19 protein-coding genes and 2 pseudogenes are annotated in these 16318 nt (G+C 50.1%); 20 read left to right on the forward strand and 1 reads right to left on the reverse strand.

Annotated features, from left to right (window positions below; all coding sequences use genetic code 11):
- Positions 1-4 precede the first annotated feature (4 nt).
- The gene (locus tag J3350_RS03030; protein ID WP_059085517.1) at positions 5-811 is read right to left on the reverse strand and encodes a helix-turn-helix domain-containing protein; all 807 of its coding nucleotides are present in this window, start codon (positions 809-811) and stop codon (positions 5-7) included.
- 483 nt (positions 812-1294) lie between these two features.
- Here J3350_RS03030 and J3350_RS03035 point away from each other — a divergent pair, with 483 nt between their 5' ends.
- From J3350_RS03035 to J3350_RS03130, 20 genes and pseudogenes are all read left to right on the forward strand, one after another.
- The gene (locus tag J3350_RS03035) at positions 1295-1483 is read left to right on the forward strand and encodes a hypothetical protein (RefSeq protein ID WP_207685620.1); all 189 of its coding nucleotides are present in this window, start codon (positions 1295-1297) and stop codon (positions 1481-1483) included.
- Entirely contained in the window at positions 1480-1821 is a 342-nt protein-coding gene (locus tag J3350_RS03040; protein WP_003020305.1) for a DeoR family transcriptional regulator, read from the forward strand. Before J3350_RS03035 ends, J3350_RS03040 begins: the two co-directional genes overlap by 4 nt.
- The gene (locus J3350_RS03045; protein ID WP_207685621.1) at positions 1814-2110 is read left to right on the forward strand and encodes a DUF3847 domain-containing protein; all 297 of its coding nucleotides are present in this window, start codon (positions 1814-1816) and stop codon (positions 2108-2110) included. Before J3350_RS03040 ends, J3350_RS03045 begins: the two co-directional genes overlap by 8 nt.
- A gap of 295 nt (positions 2111-2405) precedes the next feature.
- The gene (locus tag J3350_RS03050; protein ID WP_004614494.1) at positions 2406-2801 is read left to right on the forward strand and encodes a DUF6483 family protein; all 396 of its coding nucleotides are present in this window, start codon (positions 2406-2408) and stop codon (positions 2799-2801) included.
- Between the two features lie 81 nt (positions 2802-2882).
- On the forward strand, positions 2883-3080 hold the full coding sequence (locus tag J3350_RS13895) for a DUF3784 domain-containing protein (RefSeq protein ID WP_255535522.1): 198 nt from the start codon (positions 2883-2885) through the stop codon (positions 3078-3080).
- Positions 3081-3198: 118 nt separating this feature from the next.
- The gene (locus tag J3350_RS03060) at positions 3199-3384 is read left to right on the forward strand and encodes a hypothetical protein (RefSeq protein ID WP_117464995.1); all 186 of its coding nucleotides are present in this window, start codon (positions 3199-3201) and stop codon (positions 3382-3384) included.
- A 58-nt stretch (positions 3385-3442) separates the two neighbouring features.
- Positions 3443-3838 carry a hypothetical protein gene (locus J3350_RS03065; RefSeq protein ID WP_207685622.1) on the forward strand — a complete coding sequence of 132 codons (396 nt, stop codon included), beginning with the start codon at positions 3443-3445 and terminating at the stop codon, positions 3836-3838.
- 185 nt (positions 3839-4023) lie between these two features.
- The gene (gene mobQ, locus J3350_RS03070; RefSeq protein WP_207685623.1) at positions 4024-5604 is read left to right on the forward strand and encodes a MobQ family relaxase; all 1581 of its coding nucleotides are present in this window, start codon (positions 4024-4026) and stop codon (positions 5602-5604) included.
- Between the two features lie 66 nt (positions 5605-5670).
- Positions 5671-6315: a CHC2 zinc finger domain-containing protein gene (locus J3350_RS03075; RefSeq protein WP_020994021.1), complete on the forward strand. Its 645-nt coding sequence runs from the start codon at positions 5671-5673 to the stop codon at positions 6313-6315.
- Positions 6284-7621, forward strand: a complete 1338-nt coding sequence (locus tag J3350_RS03080; protein WP_207685658.1) for a virulence-associated E family protein — start codon at positions 6284-6286, stop codon at positions 7619-7621. Before J3350_RS03075 ends, J3350_RS03080 begins: the two co-directional genes overlap by 32 nt.
- Positions 7622-7862: 241 nt before the next feature.
- Positions 7863-8060 (forward strand): hypothetical protein, encoded by a 198-nt coding sequence (locus J3350_RS03085; protein ID WP_003533377.1) that lies wholly within the window; start codon positions 7863-7865, stop codon positions 8058-8060.
- Positions 8061-9731 (forward strand): recombinase family protein, encoded by a 1671-nt coding sequence (locus tag J3350_RS03090; RefSeq protein ID WP_055262334.1) that lies wholly within the window; start codon positions 8061-8063, stop codon positions 9729-9731.
- A gap of 90 nt (positions 9732-9821) precedes the next feature.
- Positions 9822-9905 (forward strand): annotated as a pseudogene (locus tag J3350_RS03095) (Maff2 family mobile element protein); the annotation flags it as partial.
- A gap of 135 nt (positions 9906-10040) precedes the next feature.
- Positions 10041-10256 (forward strand): Maff2 family mobile element protein, encoded by a 216-nt coding sequence (locus J3350_RS03100; RefSeq protein WP_015565185.1) that lies wholly within the window; start codon positions 10041-10043, stop codon positions 10254-10256.
- A gap of 228 nt (positions 10257-10484) precedes the next feature.
- Complete coding sequence (locus tag J3350_RS03105) at positions 10485-11351, forward strand: VirB6/TrbL-like conjugal transfer protein, CD1112 family (protein ID WP_112116535.1); 867 nt, start codon at positions 10485-10487, stop codon at positions 11349-11351.
- Between the two features lie 15 nt (positions 11352-11366).
- Positions 11367-11729 carry a PrgI family protein gene (locus J3350_RS03110; protein WP_044960449.1) on the forward strand — a complete coding sequence of 121 codons (363 nt, stop codon included), beginning with the start codon at positions 11367-11369 and terminating at the stop codon, positions 11727-11729.
- Entirely contained in the window at positions 11704-14073 is a 2370-nt protein-coding gene (locus J3350_RS03115; protein ID WP_207685624.1) for a VirB4-like conjugal transfer ATPase, CD1110 family, read from the forward strand. Before J3350_RS03110 ends, J3350_RS03115 begins: the two co-directional genes overlap by 26 nt.
- Positions 14066-15814 carry a C40 family peptidase gene (locus J3350_RS03120; RefSeq protein ID WP_207685625.1) on the forward strand — a complete coding sequence of 583 codons (1749 nt, stop codon included), beginning with the start codon at positions 14066-14068 and terminating at the stop codon, positions 15812-15814. The genes J3350_RS03115 and J3350_RS03120 overlap by 8 nt, the downstream gene beginning before the upstream one ends.
- Before the next feature lie 13 nt (positions 15815-15827).
- Positions 15828-16094 carry a DUF4315 family protein gene (locus J3350_RS03125; protein WP_207685626.1) on the forward strand — a complete coding sequence of 89 codons (267 nt, stop codon included), beginning with the start codon at positions 15828-15830 and terminating at the stop codon, positions 16092-16094.
- Positions 16084-16318: pseudogene (locus tag J3350_RS03130) on the forward strand (hypothetical protein); the annotation flags it as partial. The gene J3350_RS03125 and the pseudogene J3350_RS03130, both read left to right, overlap by 11 nt.

The following is a 16318-nucleotide window of genomic DNA, read 5'->3' on the forward strand; positions in this document are numbered from 1 at the left end:
TTCTTTATCGTTTTTTCCTCTGGCTGATGGGCGTTCCCATTTTCTTTGACTTTTTGAGAATCCGAATCAGCCAGCGAAATTCTTCATCTGACAGATTTTTATAGTTGATACCAAGCTGCTTACAGTAAAGGACAACCAGCTTTTCATCACGGCTGCCCTTGAAATTTTCGACCGCTTCCAGATTTTCTTTCAGTTCATTGGCAACAGTGGTCTGGGGTGCACTCTCACTGTCCTTTTTATGGGCTTCTCGAATATCCCGGATAATGAGGTTGAGGTCATCCCGTACCATCTGACTGAAATACTCATCATCGCTGATATGGGCGGCTTGCAACACTTTCAAATGGGGGTCATCTTCGCCGGGGCGATACCGTTCAATGATTTCATGCCGGACAGTATCGACAAGGGCGTTGAGGTTTTGAATCTGCATGGTGGCAATCCCATCCACATAAATCTCAATGTCCGCAAGAAACTTGATAAAGTCCTTATGGGTGGCAAGTTCGCACAGCAGACGGTTGTTAATCCGACCGCTTTTCAGAAGTGCTACCATCTCATCACTCAAATGCAGCTCCCTTAATGGCGTGTTGATCTCCGCCCGGTTCTCTGTCCGGCAAAAGAGATAATCAATGGACACCCCATAAAAATCTGCCAGCAGGATAAGGTTGCCATGATTGATTTCCTTATAGTCATCTTTTTCATAACTGCCAAGAGCCGATTTTGAAATACCCGTTTGCTCAGCCAGTTCTTCCAGTTTTAATCCTTTGTTTAATCGTAAATCTTTTAGCCGTTCCTGTATTGTAGTAGCTCCGTTCATTGAAGCAGTTCCCCCTTCTGACAGCATTTATAACCGTTGAATTGATTATACCATATCAATTCCGCAATCGTGGAAATTTCTGATTTTTACCCCGAATTCCTACTTTGTGGACATACCGCACGAGGCACAAAAATGTTCTATGATACAGGTAGTTCATCGATGGATTATTCCAATCGAATGACCAGCCTGTGTGGGATATGCTTCCCCGGCGATGTAGTGCCATGACTTTTGGCAGGGATATGGAGGAACCCTGACCGAAACGAGCATACCAAAGGGAGCGATACGCCGCTGTGAGATTCAGGGGAGGAACGACACCGGGGAGAACTGGCGAACTGACACCGAAATGATACCGAAACACGACAATCTGATAGGGGGACAGTCTACCCTATCGCTGATACTTCGGGAGATTTTAAGCGGCTCTATGACCGTAATTTTGCCGAAAATCGCCCCGAAACCATACACGAAAACGGAAGGAAGCGCAATATGCCGAGAATGAGCAAAAAGAGGAAGCATGAGCTTTCCTTTTACCTCAATGACCGGGGGCGTGTCACTTACAACGAATTATGCCGGAAATGCCAGCATGGGTGCAAGCAGAGCTTCCGGGCGGTTGTGATTGACTGCCCCCGTTATTTATCCAAACGAGCAAAGAAAAAGGAGGGATACACTGAATGAATTTTGAATTTATGACCATAGACACGCCATTGCCGCCCTGTATGCCTTTTCCCAGAGCGTTGACAGGATTTCCAGTCAGCAGCACCGCAAAGGTCATGTACTGCCGGATGCTGGACGCTATGTTATCCAAAGGGCAGGAGGACGAGAACGGAATCCTGTTTGTCTGCTTCCCTGTCACAGCCATTGCCGCAGTCCTGTCCCGCAGTCCCATGACGGTCAAGCGTTCTTTGAATGAACTGGAAACTGCCGGACTTATCATGCGGGTGCGTCAGGGCGTTGGAGAACCAAACAGGATTTATGTGCTGATACCGGGAAAGGAGGACGCTGCCCTTGCCTGATACCTCAAAGCTGGAAAAGCTCAACCGGGAGTTGGAAAAAAGCGAAAAGAAACTGCGGAAAGCCATCAATGATGAAAAGGCATTGCAGCACCAGTTGAAGCAGCTTACCCGAAAGGAACGGACGCACCGGCTCTGCACTCGTGGCGGTATGCTGGAAAGTTTTCTGCAAGAGCCGGAATGCCTGACCGATGATGATGTCATGGTGTTGCTCAAAATCATTTTTCACAGACAGGATACGCAGGAACTATTGAAAAAACTGCTGGAACGAAGAAAGCCAGAAACCCCTTAGTTTACTAAGGGCGCAATTATACACCACCCAGAGGTTTGTGCATTGCGTTCTCCGAAGGCTCCTCGCCGGAGGGCTGTGATTTTCCGCAGTCATGGTCTGCTCCAAATCATACAGGGGACGCTACGCTTCCCCTGCGCTGGCTGCCGCCAGCTACCCTTTTGTGGACTTGCCATCTGGGGACACCTTGCGTTGCAAGCTGTTCCCAGCCGACAAGTTTCATTAAATATGCTATCTTTTCGATTGGCGATGAAGTATAATGAAGATGACGACAAATCGGAAGTTATGGAGGTGAAAAATGTATTTCACAGACGAAAAAGACTATATTATGCGAATGATAAAAGAAATGGTAAGAGTATTATTTTCTTTAATGTTTGGGAAAAAGTATGTTTCTGTTGAACTTGAAAAAGAAAATAAATATGAAGTATCAGGGAAAAATTTGAAAGATTTTCTTGATATGATTGATTCTGGGGAAATTAACGAAGCAGAGAATATACTTTTAGATAGCATTGATTATACAGACAGAAATGAGGTAATGGCAGCAGCTCTTTTCTACCAATACCTTAGTGAGAAGGATAGTGAGTTTTTGAAAAATAATAATTATACAAAAGAAGAAGTGATGTCTGGTTTTAAGCAATTACTTATGCAGTCAGGATATACTGATTTGCTATGTTTGGTCAAAGCTGAAGAGTAATATAGAAAATTCAAAGAGATAAGAGTGATTGGATGAAAGGAGAAATTGCATTATATTTTCTATATTGTTTTTGACTTTATGATGGCAGTGATTATGTTTTTGTTTGGAATGTGGTTTTATAAATCAGAAGGAAAAGTTGCTAAATTCTTGTCGGGTTATAATATGAAATCAGCGGATGAACGAAAGAAATACGATGAGAATGCTATGTGTAAGGCATATGGAAAAAGAATGATGTTTATGTCAGTTCCTTTTATTATTGGAATAATCATAGATATCTAATATCAAGGAATAGGCTGTTGGATCGCATGGGGGATATGGCTTATTATGTTTGTTTTGTTGCTTATTGATAGACATAAAAGAGAACGTTAAATTCAAGTTTGACGAGGAGGTGCTTTACATGAAAAAGAGTATATCAAGGATTATTGGTTTGATAATGCTGATTATAGCTATAGTATTTATAATGTTTGCATTGAATCATCCAGAAAAGAGTTTTCCATGGAATAATACTATTACGTGGTTGTTGTATGGTGTATATTTTTTTGTGATAGTAGTGTTGCTTATTGCACCTAAAATGAAGAAGTGAGAAATTTCCGTTTATTGGAAAGTCGCAGAGAACGAAAAATCGGAATTTGGAGGAACTTATGATGAAAAAAATGATAATGGCATTATGCATATTCATTTGTGCGTTTACTTTAGTTGCGTGTTCTGGACAACAAACAAACGAATCACTTACTTTAGGTGTCAATGCGATAATAACAGAAATTGATAAAGAAAATAAAATTATAACCACAAAAGATAGCGGAGAAGAAGGTGTTTTAGGGGATGATTGCCTTATTGATTGTTCCCAAATTCCTATGATTTATTGTAATTATGATACACAAGATGTTGTAGATATAACACTTGATGATTTACAGGTGGGGGACGAAATCATTTTGGCTATTCGGAGTTCGGAAATAGAAAATCTTCAAAAGGAAGATGACAATAAAGCAAAAATAGCAGTTGAACAATTACAATTAGGTACACAGAGAATTAAATAATTCCCAGTTTGTTATTCCACACACATCGGGTCAACTTGTCCCGAACTTTTACAACTAAATACCCGCCGCCCACACAGCGGCACACCGAGCAGGAAATCTGAAAAAGGTCTCCTGCTTTTTTTCTGCCAAAAATGAGGTGGTAAAACGCCACCCCATCCACCAATTACCGAAAGGAGGGACACGAAATGCCCTGTCCGCACAACGAAATCACGATTGTTCAGCGCAGCCAGCGGCAGTCTGCGGTTGCCGCCGCTGCTTACCAGAGCGGCGAAAAGCTGTTCTGTGAATATGACCAGCAAGTGAAGCACTACCCGGAAAAGCGTGGTATCGTCCACAATGAAATCCTGCTCCCGGCAAATGCCCCGCCGGAGTATGCAGACCGCAATACTCTATGGAACGCCGCCGAAGTGGTGGAAAAGCAATGGAACTCCCAGCTTGCAAGGCGGTGGGTGCTTACCATCCCCAGAGAGATACCGCCCGACCAGTACGCTGTCCTTGTCCGGGAGTTTTGTGAACAGCAGTTTGTTTCCAAAGGCATGATTGCTGATTTTGCCATCCATGACCCCTATCCGCCGGGACACAATCCCCACGCCCATGTCATGCTCACTATGAGGGCAATGGACGAACATGGGAAATGGCTTCCCAAGAGCCGCAAAGTTTATGACCTTGACGAGAACGGGGAACGGATAAAGCTGCCATCCGGCAGGTGGAAAAGCCACAAGGAGGATACGGTGGACTGGAACGACCAGAAGTATTGTGAAATCTGGCGGCATGAATGGGAGGTCATCCAGAACCGCTATCTGGAAGCCAATGACCGCCCGGAGCGTGTGGACTTGCGTTCCTATGCCAGACAGGGGCTTGATATTATCCCCACTGTCCATGAGGGGGCTGCTGTCCGGCAGATGGAAAAGCGTGGAATCCAGACGAATATCGGAAACCTGAACCGGGAAATCAGAGCCGCCAACCGCCTGATGAAGTCTATCCGGCAGCTTATCCAAAACCTCAAAGGCTGGATTACCGAGCTGGGCGAAAAACGGAAAGAACTGCTTGCACAAAAGACGGCGGAGGAAGCGACACTTCTTCCCAATCTGCTGATGAAGTATATGGCGATACGAAAGGAAGAACGGAAGGACTGGACAAGGGCTGGACAGAACCGGGGGACTTCACAGGACTTAAAGGCAGTCAGCGAAGCCCTGTCCTATCTCCGTCAAAAGGGGCTTTCTACTGTGGAGGACTTAGAAGTATTTCTGGATTCTTCCGGGAAATCAGCCGCAGATTACCGCAATCAGATGAAGCCAAAGGAAGCTCGCAGCAAAGTAATTGACGGGATTCTTGCCAGCCGGACAGACTGCAAGGAATGTAAGCCTGTCTATGAGAAGTACCAGAAGATATTTTTCAAGAAAACAAAGGAGAAATTCAAACAGGAACACCCGGAGGTTGCCCGGTATGAGAAAGCTGCCGCCTACCTTGCCAAGCACCCGGACGATAAGGACAGCACCCAAAAGGAGCTGCAAGAGGAGCAGGAAACGCTTCTGGAAGAAATTGCAGCTCTGAAAACACCGCTGACCGAGGTACAGGAGGACTTGAAGAAGCTGCGGGACATCCGCTACTGGATACGGAAAGCCACACCCGGCACAGAAGAAAGCAAAGAGCCGCCCAAGAAGCAGCCCATCAAAGAAGTCTTGCAGGATAAGGCAGACGAGAAAAAAGCACAAAGAACCGCCCAGGAACAGACGAAACACAGACAACAGGATATGGAACTTTAACAGACACTTGCCATTTTCAATCAGAGAATGTCAGGTGTTTTTTTCTTTTTTCAAGGAGGGATAGATTTGAATGTATTTGAAGCTGTGAAGCAGTCCGTCACAACCAGACAGGCTGCGGAGCATTATGGAATCCATGTAGGGCGGAACGGGATGGCTTGCTGCCCGTTCCATCATGATAAAACCCCAAGCATGAAGCTGGATCGGCGTTACCACTGCTTCGGCTGCGGTGCGGATGGGGATGTGATTGATTTTGCCGCCGCCCTGTATGGGCTGGGAAAGAAAGAAGCCGCCGTACAGCTGGCACAGGACTTCGGGCTTTCCTATGAGGACTGGAAACCGCCGGGAAAAGCAAAAAAGCCCAAGCCCCGGCAGAAATCCCCGGAGGAACAGTTTCAGGAAGCAAAAAACCGCTGCTTCCGTATTCTTGCCGATTATCTCCACCTACTCCGAGTGTGGAGAAAGGAATATGCCCCGCACTCCCCGGAGGAAGTCTTTCATCCCCGGTTTGTGGAAGCCTTACAGAAGCAAGACCATGTGGAATATCTGCTGGATGTGCTGCTGTTCGGGGAAACAGAGGAAAAAGCGGCTTTGATTACGGAATACGGAAAGGATGTGATACAGCTTGAACAGCGAATGGCAGAGCTTGCAGCCGCAGACGCAGCAAGAACTAAAAAACACCATGAACGCCATGCAGCCGCCCCAGAGCATTGAGGAAATCAAGGCGGGGCTGGAAACCACCGAGAAAGGCGGTGTCCGTCAGAGCATACGGAACTGCCTGACCGTATTCCAGCGTGACCCGCTGCTTTCCGGGGCTATCGCATACAACATCCTGACCGACCGCAAGGACATCATAAAGCCCATCGGCTTCCACAGGGACAGCACCGCCTTAAACGATACGGACATGAAATATCTGCTTCTCTATCTGGAAGAAACCTACGGGCTTACCAATGAGAAAAAGATTGATAACGCCATCGGGATTGTGGCGAATGAAAACAAGTACCACCCCATCCGGGATTATTTAAGTTCCCTTGTGTGGGACGGGACAGAGCGAATCCGCTTCTGCCTACGGCACTTTCTGGGAGCTGACGCAGATGATTACACCTATGAAGCGTTGAAGCTGTTCCTGATGGGCGCTATCTCACGAGCCTTTCAGCCGGGGTGCAAGTTTGAAATCATGCTCTGTCTGGTCGGAGGTCAGGGGGCTGGCAAGTCCACCTTCTTCCGTCTGCTGGCAGTCCGGGACGAGTGGTTCTCCGATGATTTGCGGAAGCTGGACGATGACAATGTGTACCGTAAGCTGCAAGGTCACTGGATTATCGAAATGTCGGAAATGATGGCAACCGCCAACGCCAAGAGCATTGAGGAAATCAAGTCGTTTTTAAGCCGGCAGAAAGAGGTTTACAAGATACCCTATGAAACCCACCCGGCAGACCGCCCCCGTCAGTGCGTGTTTGGCGGCACTTCCAATGCCCTTGACTTCCTGCCCCTTGACCGTTCCGGCAACCGCCGTTTTATCCCGGTCATGGTGTACCCGGAGCAGGCGGAGGTTCACATTTTGGAGGACGAAGCTGCTTCCAGAGCCTATATCGAGCAGATGTGGGCAGAAGCGATGGAGATTTACCGAAGCGGCAGGTTCAAGCTGGCTTTCAGCCCCACCATGCAGCGGTATCTCAAAGAACACCAGCGGGATTTTATGCCGGAGGACACCAAAGCCGGAATGATACAGGCGTATCTTGATAAGTACACCGGGAACATGGTTTGCTCCAAGCAGCTCTACAAGGAAGCCTTGAACCATGCCTTTGACGAGCCGAAGCAATGGGAAATCCGGGAAATCAACGAGATTATGAACCAGTGCATTACTGGCTGGCGGTACTTCCCGAATCCAAGAATGTTTTCCGAATATGGCAGACAAAAGGGCTGGGAGCGTGAAAACCCGGCAACGGACTCCGGCAACCCGTCTGAAAAAACGATGGACGGTTTTGTGGAGGTCACAGAACAGATGGAGCTTCCATTCTGAAAATGACAGCCCGTTGCATCCCCTGTTGCTATCCCGTTGCCGAGCCGGTTGCCGGGGAAAACCCCGAAACTATCAGCTTTTCTCCCTTATAACAACCAAAACAACAGAAAAATAAAAGAAAAGTATAAATAGTAACCATCGCCAGATTGAGATTGTTTGCAAGGTCTTTTGAAGCCCGTTGCCGGACTTCGTTGCCGACACCCTCTGTCTGGCTATTTTCATGTATGGAGGATAACTGCCTATGGCAAAAAACAAAACAGAGATTCATGTGACCACTGTATTTGACGGGGAACTGGACGCAACCGATGTGTTCGTCAGCCTGATTTCCCAGAAATACGGTAAAATAAATACAAAAGAATATCTTGCTAAAAAGAAAGATATAGGCTATAATGAAGATGAGGTTCAAAAGAGCCAGATACCGTCTGGATTGTGTGGGTAAATGGCTATGATGAACGAAATGGAATACAGAACAATCGGTTCGGCACTTGCCGGGGGCTATCGTGCGGCGGTCTATTGCAGGCTGTCAAAGGACGATGACCTGCAAGGCGAAAGTGCCAGTATCGCCAACCAGCGGGATATGCTGGAAAAATACTGCGAAAAGCAGGGATGGGAGGTTGTGGCAGTCTATCAGGACGATGGCTTCACAGGTCTTAATATGGAGCGTCCTGATTTACAGAGGATGTTGAGAGCTATTGAGCGCAGGCAAATCAACCTTGTCATCACGAAAGACCTCAGCCGACTGGGGCGTAACTATCTGCAAACCGGGCATTTGATTGAGGACTTTTTCCCAAGAAACGGTGTCCGCTATATTGCCATGAATGACGGTATCGACACCCTGCGGGATAACAACGATATCGCCCCGTTCAAGAATATCCTGAATGAGATGTACAGCAAGGATATTTCCAAGAAAGTCCATTCCTCTTATCTTCTGAAAGCGCAGAAAGGACAGTTTACCGGGTGTCTTGCCCCGTTTGGGTATCGGAAAGACCCGGAGGACAAAAACCATCTGCTCATTGACGAGGAAACCGCCCCGATTGTGCGGCTGATTTTCGGATATGCCCTGAACGGTCATGGTCCGAACTATATCCGCAGACGGCTGGAGGAAGAAAAAATCCCCTGCCCCACATGGTGGAACCGGGAACGGGGGCTTCGCAACACCCGAACCAAATGGGAAAAGAAAGACCCGGAAAACGGGCGGTATATGTGGGACTTCTCCGTTATCAAAGACCTTTTGATGAATCCCGTCTACACCGGTGCGATTGCTTCCCAGAAAAAAGACTACCGTTTCAAAATCGGCACAATTGGGGAAAAGAAGCCGGAGGACTGGATTGTGGTGGAGGGACAGCATGAACCGCTGATTGACCGCATGAGCTTTGACATTGTGCAGAACAAGCTGAAATCCCGCCAGCGTCCGGGGCAGACCGATGAAATCAGCCTGTTTGCCGGATTGTTAAAATGCGGCGAGTGTGGGAAGTCGCTGACGGTACGCTACACAAACGCAAAACATCCCCAGCGGATTTATTCCTGCAAGACCTACAACGCCTTTGGAAAGAACCACTGCACCCAGCACCGGATTGACTATGACACCCTTTACAGCCATGTGCTGCGGAAAATCCGGGAATGTGCCAGAGCTGCCCTGATGGACGGGGAAGCGGTTGCCGACCGCCTGACCAATACCTGTGAAGCAGAGCAGCGGGAACAGCGGGAAGCAATGGAACGCTCCCTTACAAGGGACGAGGAACGGATTGAGGTTCTGGACAAAATGGTCATGCGGCTTTATGAGGATATGATTGCAGGGCGTATCAGTGAGCAGAATTTCAACACCATGCTGGAAAAGACACAGACCGAGCAGACGGAGCTTAAAGCAAAAGTGTCCGAGGGCAGAAAGCGGCTGTCTGATGAAGTCCAGCTTGCCAATGACGCAAAACAATGGGTGGAAGCCATTCAGGAATATGCCAACATCACAGAGCTGGACGCAGCCACCCTTAACCGCTTAATCAAAGAAATCGTCGTGCATGAACGCATTGACGAAGATAAAACAAGACACATTTCTATCGAAATTCATTTTAATCTCAAACCCATCCCGGAGGTGGAACAGGTCACTGCCTGACCTGTCCCGCCGGGACGGTTCTCTAAAAAACACCATATAGATTTTTTGTACGCCGCCGCCCGCCATCGAGCAGAGTTTTACACCTAATTGGGGATAAAACAGCTCATGGCTGGCGGCGGCGTTGCTCTGGTGGGCATCACCCTGATTCCTCTGCTGTCTGGTCTGTTCGGCTAATTCGCTCTCGCAATAAACACAGTTTGACCCATAAGTACGCCAGTAAATTAACTCTCGCCGCAGCTTACGGCGCTTTAACAAATGGATTTCAGGTGTGTGCAGGGTCGCTTTTTTCAAACCAAAGGAGATTTTACTATGGAATTCTTTAACAGTGCAGTGGACGTTCTGAAGACTCTGGTGGTTGCTCTGGGTGCCGGTCTGGGCGTGTGGGGTGCTGTGAACCTCATGGAAGGTTACGGCGGCGATAACCCCTCTGCCAAGAGTCAGGGAATGAAGCAGCTCATGGCTGGCGGCGGTGTTGCCCTGATTGGCATCACTCTGATCCCCCTGCTGAGTGGTCTGTTCGGCTGATCTTTTCCGGGCGGCGTTTGCCGCCCCGTACATATTTACTTGCAAGCATTTCCAGCCCCTCCGTGGCAAACGGATTCTTATTATAAAGAGGAAACGCATTGCAAATCGAATATTCACCTTTATTTTGAAAGGATGGTGCTATTATGCAGATTCTGACTCACCTTATTTTTCTGCTCAACCTGCTCAAGACCCTTATCAACCATTTTTCTTGATGGGTGGTGGCGCTGAGTGGAAACTGTTCTCAAAGCAATCTCCGATTGGATCAAGTCACTGCTGACAGCGGCGATCATGTCCAATCTCTCCGGCTTGTTTGATGACGTCAACACCCAAGTGGGCAACATCGCACAGCAGGTCGGCACCAAACCATCCAATTTTGAACCGCGCGTTTTCGCTATGATCGAGGCGTTGTCCCGGAACGTAGTGCTTCCCATTGCAGGCGTGATTCTGACCTTCATCGCCTGTTATGAGTTGATCGAGATGATCACACAGCACAACAACATGGCACAATTTGAGCCTGCGCTGCTGATGAAATGGATCTTCAAAACTTCCATTTCGGTCTGGATGATCTCCAACACTTTCGATATCATCATGGCGGTGTTCGACGTGACGCAGCAGGTGGTGGCAAATTCCAGCGGCATTATTTCCGGCAACACAAGGGTCAACGACATCGGGCTTTCCATGCTGCAATCCAGCATGATGCAGATGGACGTAGGCCCACTGTTCGGGCTGTTCTTGCAGTCCTTCTTCATCGGCATCACTATGCGCATCCTGTCCATCGTGATTTTCGTCATCGTCTACGGAAGAATGATTGAGATCTACATGATGGTCAGCCTTGCCCCGGTGCCCATGGCAACATGGGGCAACCACGAGCAATCCCATGTGGGACAGAACTATCTTCGTTCTCTGTTCGCGCTGGGATTTCAGGGTTTCCTGATTCTGATCTGCGTGGCGATCTACGCTGTTCTGCTCCAGAATGTTGCAATATCCGGGGATGCCATCAACTCGATCTGGAGCATCGTGGGGTACACGGTGCTGCTCTGCTTCTCGCTGTTCAAGACCAGCTCTGTCGCCAAAACTCTGCTGGGTGCCCATTGATTCGGAGGTGAAATTTTGGCAGCTTATATTTCCGTGCCGCGCGATTTCAGCAAGGTGAAGTCCAAAGTAGCCTTCAACCTGACCGCCCGGCAGCTTATCTGTTTTGGTGCAGCGGCAGTCGTAGGCGTGCCGCTGTTCTTTGTTCTGCGGGACACCGCTGGCAATTCCGGTGCTACCCTCGGCATGATGGCGGTCATGCTGCCCATGTTCTTTCTGGCCATGTACCAGAAAAACGGTCAGCCGGCTGAAAAGATCCTGCGGTACTACTTTCAGGCGCGCTTTGTTCGCCCGAAGGTGCGTCCGTACCAGACCCGCAATTACTATGCACTGCTTGTGAAGGGAGATGACGCCCATGATTCCGTTTCTGAAAAAGAATAAAGACGGCAAAAAGCCGCCCAAGCCCACAGTGCCCCACACGGCACAGGAAAGCATCCCGTTCCAGCGGATGTTTGAGGACGGTACCTGCCGTGTCCGTCCCGGCTACTACACCCGCACCATCCAGTATCAGGATATCAACTATCAGTTGGCGCAGCAGGAGGACAAGACCGCCATCTTTGAGGAATGGTGCAGTTTTCTCAACTTTTTCGACAGCTCTATCCACTTTGAGCTGTCCTTTGTGAATACCGCCACCGATTCGGCAGACTTTGAAAAGTCCATCCGCATCCCGTACCAGCAGGATGGCTTTGACGATGTGCGCGCCGAGTACAGCCAGATGCTGCGGCAGCAGCTTTCCAAGGGCAACAACGGCTTGACAAAGACCAAGTTCCTGACCTACGGCATCGAGGGCGACAGCATGGCGCAGGTCAAGCCGCGGCTGGAGCACATCCAGAACGACCTGATGAACAACTTTCACAGGTTGGGCGTTCTGGCAAAGCCGCTGGACGGTACGGAGCGCCTGCGGCTGATGCACGGGATGCTGAACATGGACGGTGCCAACAAGTTCCACTTCAACTGGAAAGACCTTGTAAAAAGCGGCCTTTCCGTAAAGGATGCCATTGCACCCACTGCACTGGCGTTTAAGAACAGCCGTACCTTTCAGATGGGCGGCATCTTCGGGGCGGTCAGCTTCCTGAATATCACGGCTTCTGACCTGAGTGACCAGTTGCTGAAGGATTTTCTGGACATGGATTCCAGCCAGATCGTTACCATGCACATCCAGTCTGTTGACCAGAACAAGGCCATCAAAACCATCAAGCACACCATCACCGAACTCGACCGCAGCAAGATCGAAGAGCAGAAAAAAGCTGTTCGCGCCGGATACGACATGGACGTGCTGCCGTCTGATTTGGCGACTTATGGGCGGGACGCAAAAGCCCTGCTGAAAGAATTGCAGAGTCAGAACGAGAGAATGTTTTTGGTGACGTTCCTTGTCCTGAACACCGGCAAGACTGAGCAGGAACTGGAAACCAACGTGTTTCAGGCGGTCAGCATTGCGCAGAAGCACAACTGCGAATTATGCCGCCTTGATTTTCAGCAGGAGCAGGGGCTGATGAGCAGCCTGCCGCTGGCAGACTGCCAGATCGAGATTCAGCGCGGCCTGACCACCAGCAGTACGGCAATTTTTGTGCCGTTTACCACGCAGGAACTGTTCGATAACGGCAAGGAAAGCCTGTATTATGGCTTGAACGCCCTGTCCAACAACCTGATTATGGTTGACCGCAAAAAGCTGAAGAACCCCAACGGTCTGATTTTGGGCACTCCCGGTTCCGGTAAATCCTTCAGCGCAAAGCGTGAGATCTGCAATGCGTTCCTCGTGACGGACGATGATATCATCATCTGCGACCCGGAAGCAGAGTACGCTCCGCTGGTGGAGCGTCTGCATGGGCAGGTCATCCACATCAGCCCTGCCAGCACCCAGTATATCAACCCGATGGACATCAACAGCAACTATTCGGAAGAGGATAACCCGCTGGCTTTGAAAGCCGACTTTGTACTGTCCCTGTGCGAACTGGTGGTGGGCGGCAAAGAAGGGTTACAGCCGGTGGAAAAGACGGTCATTGACCGCTGCGTCCATGTAATCTATCGCAAGTATTTCGAGAATCCCACCCCAGAAAATATGCCGCTGTTGGAAGATCTGTACAACGCCCTGCTGACGCAAGACGAACCGGAAGCACGCCATGTGGCGGCTGCGCTGGAAATCTACGTCAAGGGCAGTTTGAACATTTTTAACCACCACACCAACGTGGATATCAATAACCGCATTGTCTGTTTTGACATCAAGCAGCTTGGCAAGCAGTTGAAGAAACTCGGTATGCTTATCGTACAGGATGCCGTGTGGGGGCGCGTGACCGCCAACCGCAGTGCCGGAAAATCCACCCGGTACTATGCAGACGAGTTCCATTTGCTCTTGAAGGAAGAGCAGACTGCCGCTTATTCTGTGGAGATTTGGAAGCGTTTCCGTAAGTGGGGCGGCATCCCGACAGCCCTAACGCAGAACGTCAAAGATCTGCTGGCAAGTCCCGAAGTATCGAATATTTTTGAGAACTCGGACTTTGTGTATATGCTCAATCAGGCCAACGGAGACCGACAGATTCTCGCAAAGCAGCTCAACATCTCGCCCCATCAGCTTTCCTATGTGACCCACTCCGGCGAAGGTGAAGGGCTGCTGTTTTTCGGTAACGTGATCCTGCCCTTTGTTGACCACTTCCCGAAAGACCTTGAACTCTACCGCATCCTTACGACCCGCCTTTCCGAAGTCGCGGAGGCGCAAAAGCATGAGTGAGAAACAGCCGAAGCTGAAATTCGAGGAGGAAAAGGAGCGCACGGCTACACGCTCCCCTCCGAAAAAGTCTAAAGTGGAGCAGTCGGTGCCCAAAAAGCAGAAACTGAAACAGGATGCAGACAAAGCTGCGGAGAAATCCCAGCATCTGCGTTTTGGCAAAGCCGAGATCACCCCGGATGAAGCATCCCGCATGACAAAGCAGCAGAAACGTGCTATGTATGCCGCCGCTGCCGCCCGGTCTGCGGTGCATCGGGAGGTTGACCAGTACGAGGACGATAATGTGGGCACGCAGGCTTTAAGCGAGGGCGAAAAAGCCGCTGAGACTACCCACGATATTTCCAAGAGCCGTTACGCCAGAAAGCTGAAAAAGAAAGCCAAGATGCAAGGCAAGAAAGGCGCCCGAACCGCAAAATCTTTCCCGCAGGAGCCGACTGCGGCACAAGATGCAGGCGCATCCTGCACCGGCGAGGGCGGCTCCAACTGGCTCTCACGATGGCGGCAGAAACAGGATATTCAGAAAAGCTACCGTGCCGCAACCCGGTCGGGCCGCACAGCGGCGCAGACCGCAGGCGGTCAGAAAGCTGCATCTGGTGGTGTTCCTGCTGCAAAGTCCGGCATGGAGCAGGTCATCGACAAAGGAAGATTGGTGGTCAGCACCGCAGTCAACGGCATTGCCAATTTTGCAAAGAGCAACGCACACGTTCTTTTGATCGTGGGCGTTTTTCTTTTGCTCCTGCTGCTGGTCATGTCAGCGTTTTCGTCCTGTTCCATTCTGTTCTCCGGCACCACGCAGGTATCTGGGCAGACCATTTACACCGCAGAGGACCGGGACATCCGGGGAGCCGAAACCGACTACAAGAAGCTGGAAAAGGAACTGGATAAAAAGATCAAGCGTACCCCCACCGACCACCCCGGCTATGACGAATACCGATACCATCTGGATGCTATTGAGCACGACCCGTGGCAGTTGACTTCGTTTCTGACCACGCTCTATGACGACTACACCCGCAGCGAGGTGCAGGCAAAACTCAAGGAGACGTTTGCCAAGCAATACAAGCTGACCACATGGGTGGAAGTCCAGACCCGGTACCGCACGGTAGTGATGATCGACATTTTTACTGGCATCCCCTACACCGTGCAAGTCCCCTATGAGTATCGAATTTTTCACACAAAGCTGGTGAATAAAGGGCTGGAGGTCGTTATCCGGGAGGAACTGGACAACGACCAGTGGAAACGGTACGAAATTTTTCAAGATACCTTGGGTGGCAGACCTTACCTCTTTAATGGCGGACTGCCGCCCGGTGGCTCCGATGGCTCCGGCTCACCGGGCATCGACTATCAGGTTCCGGCAGAAGCCCTAACCAACAGCGAATTTGCCGCCATCTACAAGGAAGCCCAAAAGTATGTGGGCACAGCTTACGTCTGGGGCGGTTCCACCCCGGAAACAGGCTTCGATTGCAGCGGCTATGTCTGCTGGGTCTACAATCAGAACGGCTACGATGTGGGGCGCACTACGGCAAACGGTCTGTGGAACAAAAGCCAGCACATTTCCGAAGCCGAGGCAAAACCCGGCGACCTTGTTTTCTTCGAGGGAACGTATGATACCCCCGGAAAAAGTCATGTGGGCATCTACCTCGGCAACGGCATGATGGTGTCCGCTGGCGATCCCATCAAGTACGCAAACATTCACTCGTCCTACTGGGAGAAGCATCTCGCCGGGTTCGGACGGCTTTCAAAATGATTGGAGGAGTTTTATGAGCGAAAAATCGGATAAGCTGCGAGCGATGCTGGAAAAAGAGAAGGAACGCCGCATCAAACTGAACAACCGCATTGAGATCCTGGAGCGGCGCATTCAGGAAGAGGATTCTGCCGAGGTCAACGAGATGGTGCGGACTGCAAAGGTCACGCCGGAACAGCTTGCCGCCCTGCTGCGGCAGTCGGCCACCACTACCCCGAACCCGGCTGCGCTGTCCGCTGTGGGTGCAACTTTTGAGAAGGAGGTCGGTGCAGATGAAGATTAAGAAACTGGGTGCGCTGTTGGTATCGGCGGCACTGTGCGCTGGTATGGCGGCTCCTGCCTTTGCCTTCGAGGGCGAAGCCGCCCCCGTGGAGCAGCCTGTTCTGCCGGAAGTCGTGGAGGAAGATGTTGTCACAGTCACGGATGAAACCGCTGGTGCCCTGACCCCGGAGGGCAACCTGACGCTGGTAGACGACTACCACACCGACTATTCCGATGGCAGCGGTC

The organism is Faecalibacterium sp. Marseille-Q3530 (genome assembly GCF_017377625.1).
Classification (GTDB): Bacteria; Bacillota; Clostridia; order Oscillospirales; family Ruminococcaceae; genus Faecalibacterium; species Faecalibacterium prausnitzii_E.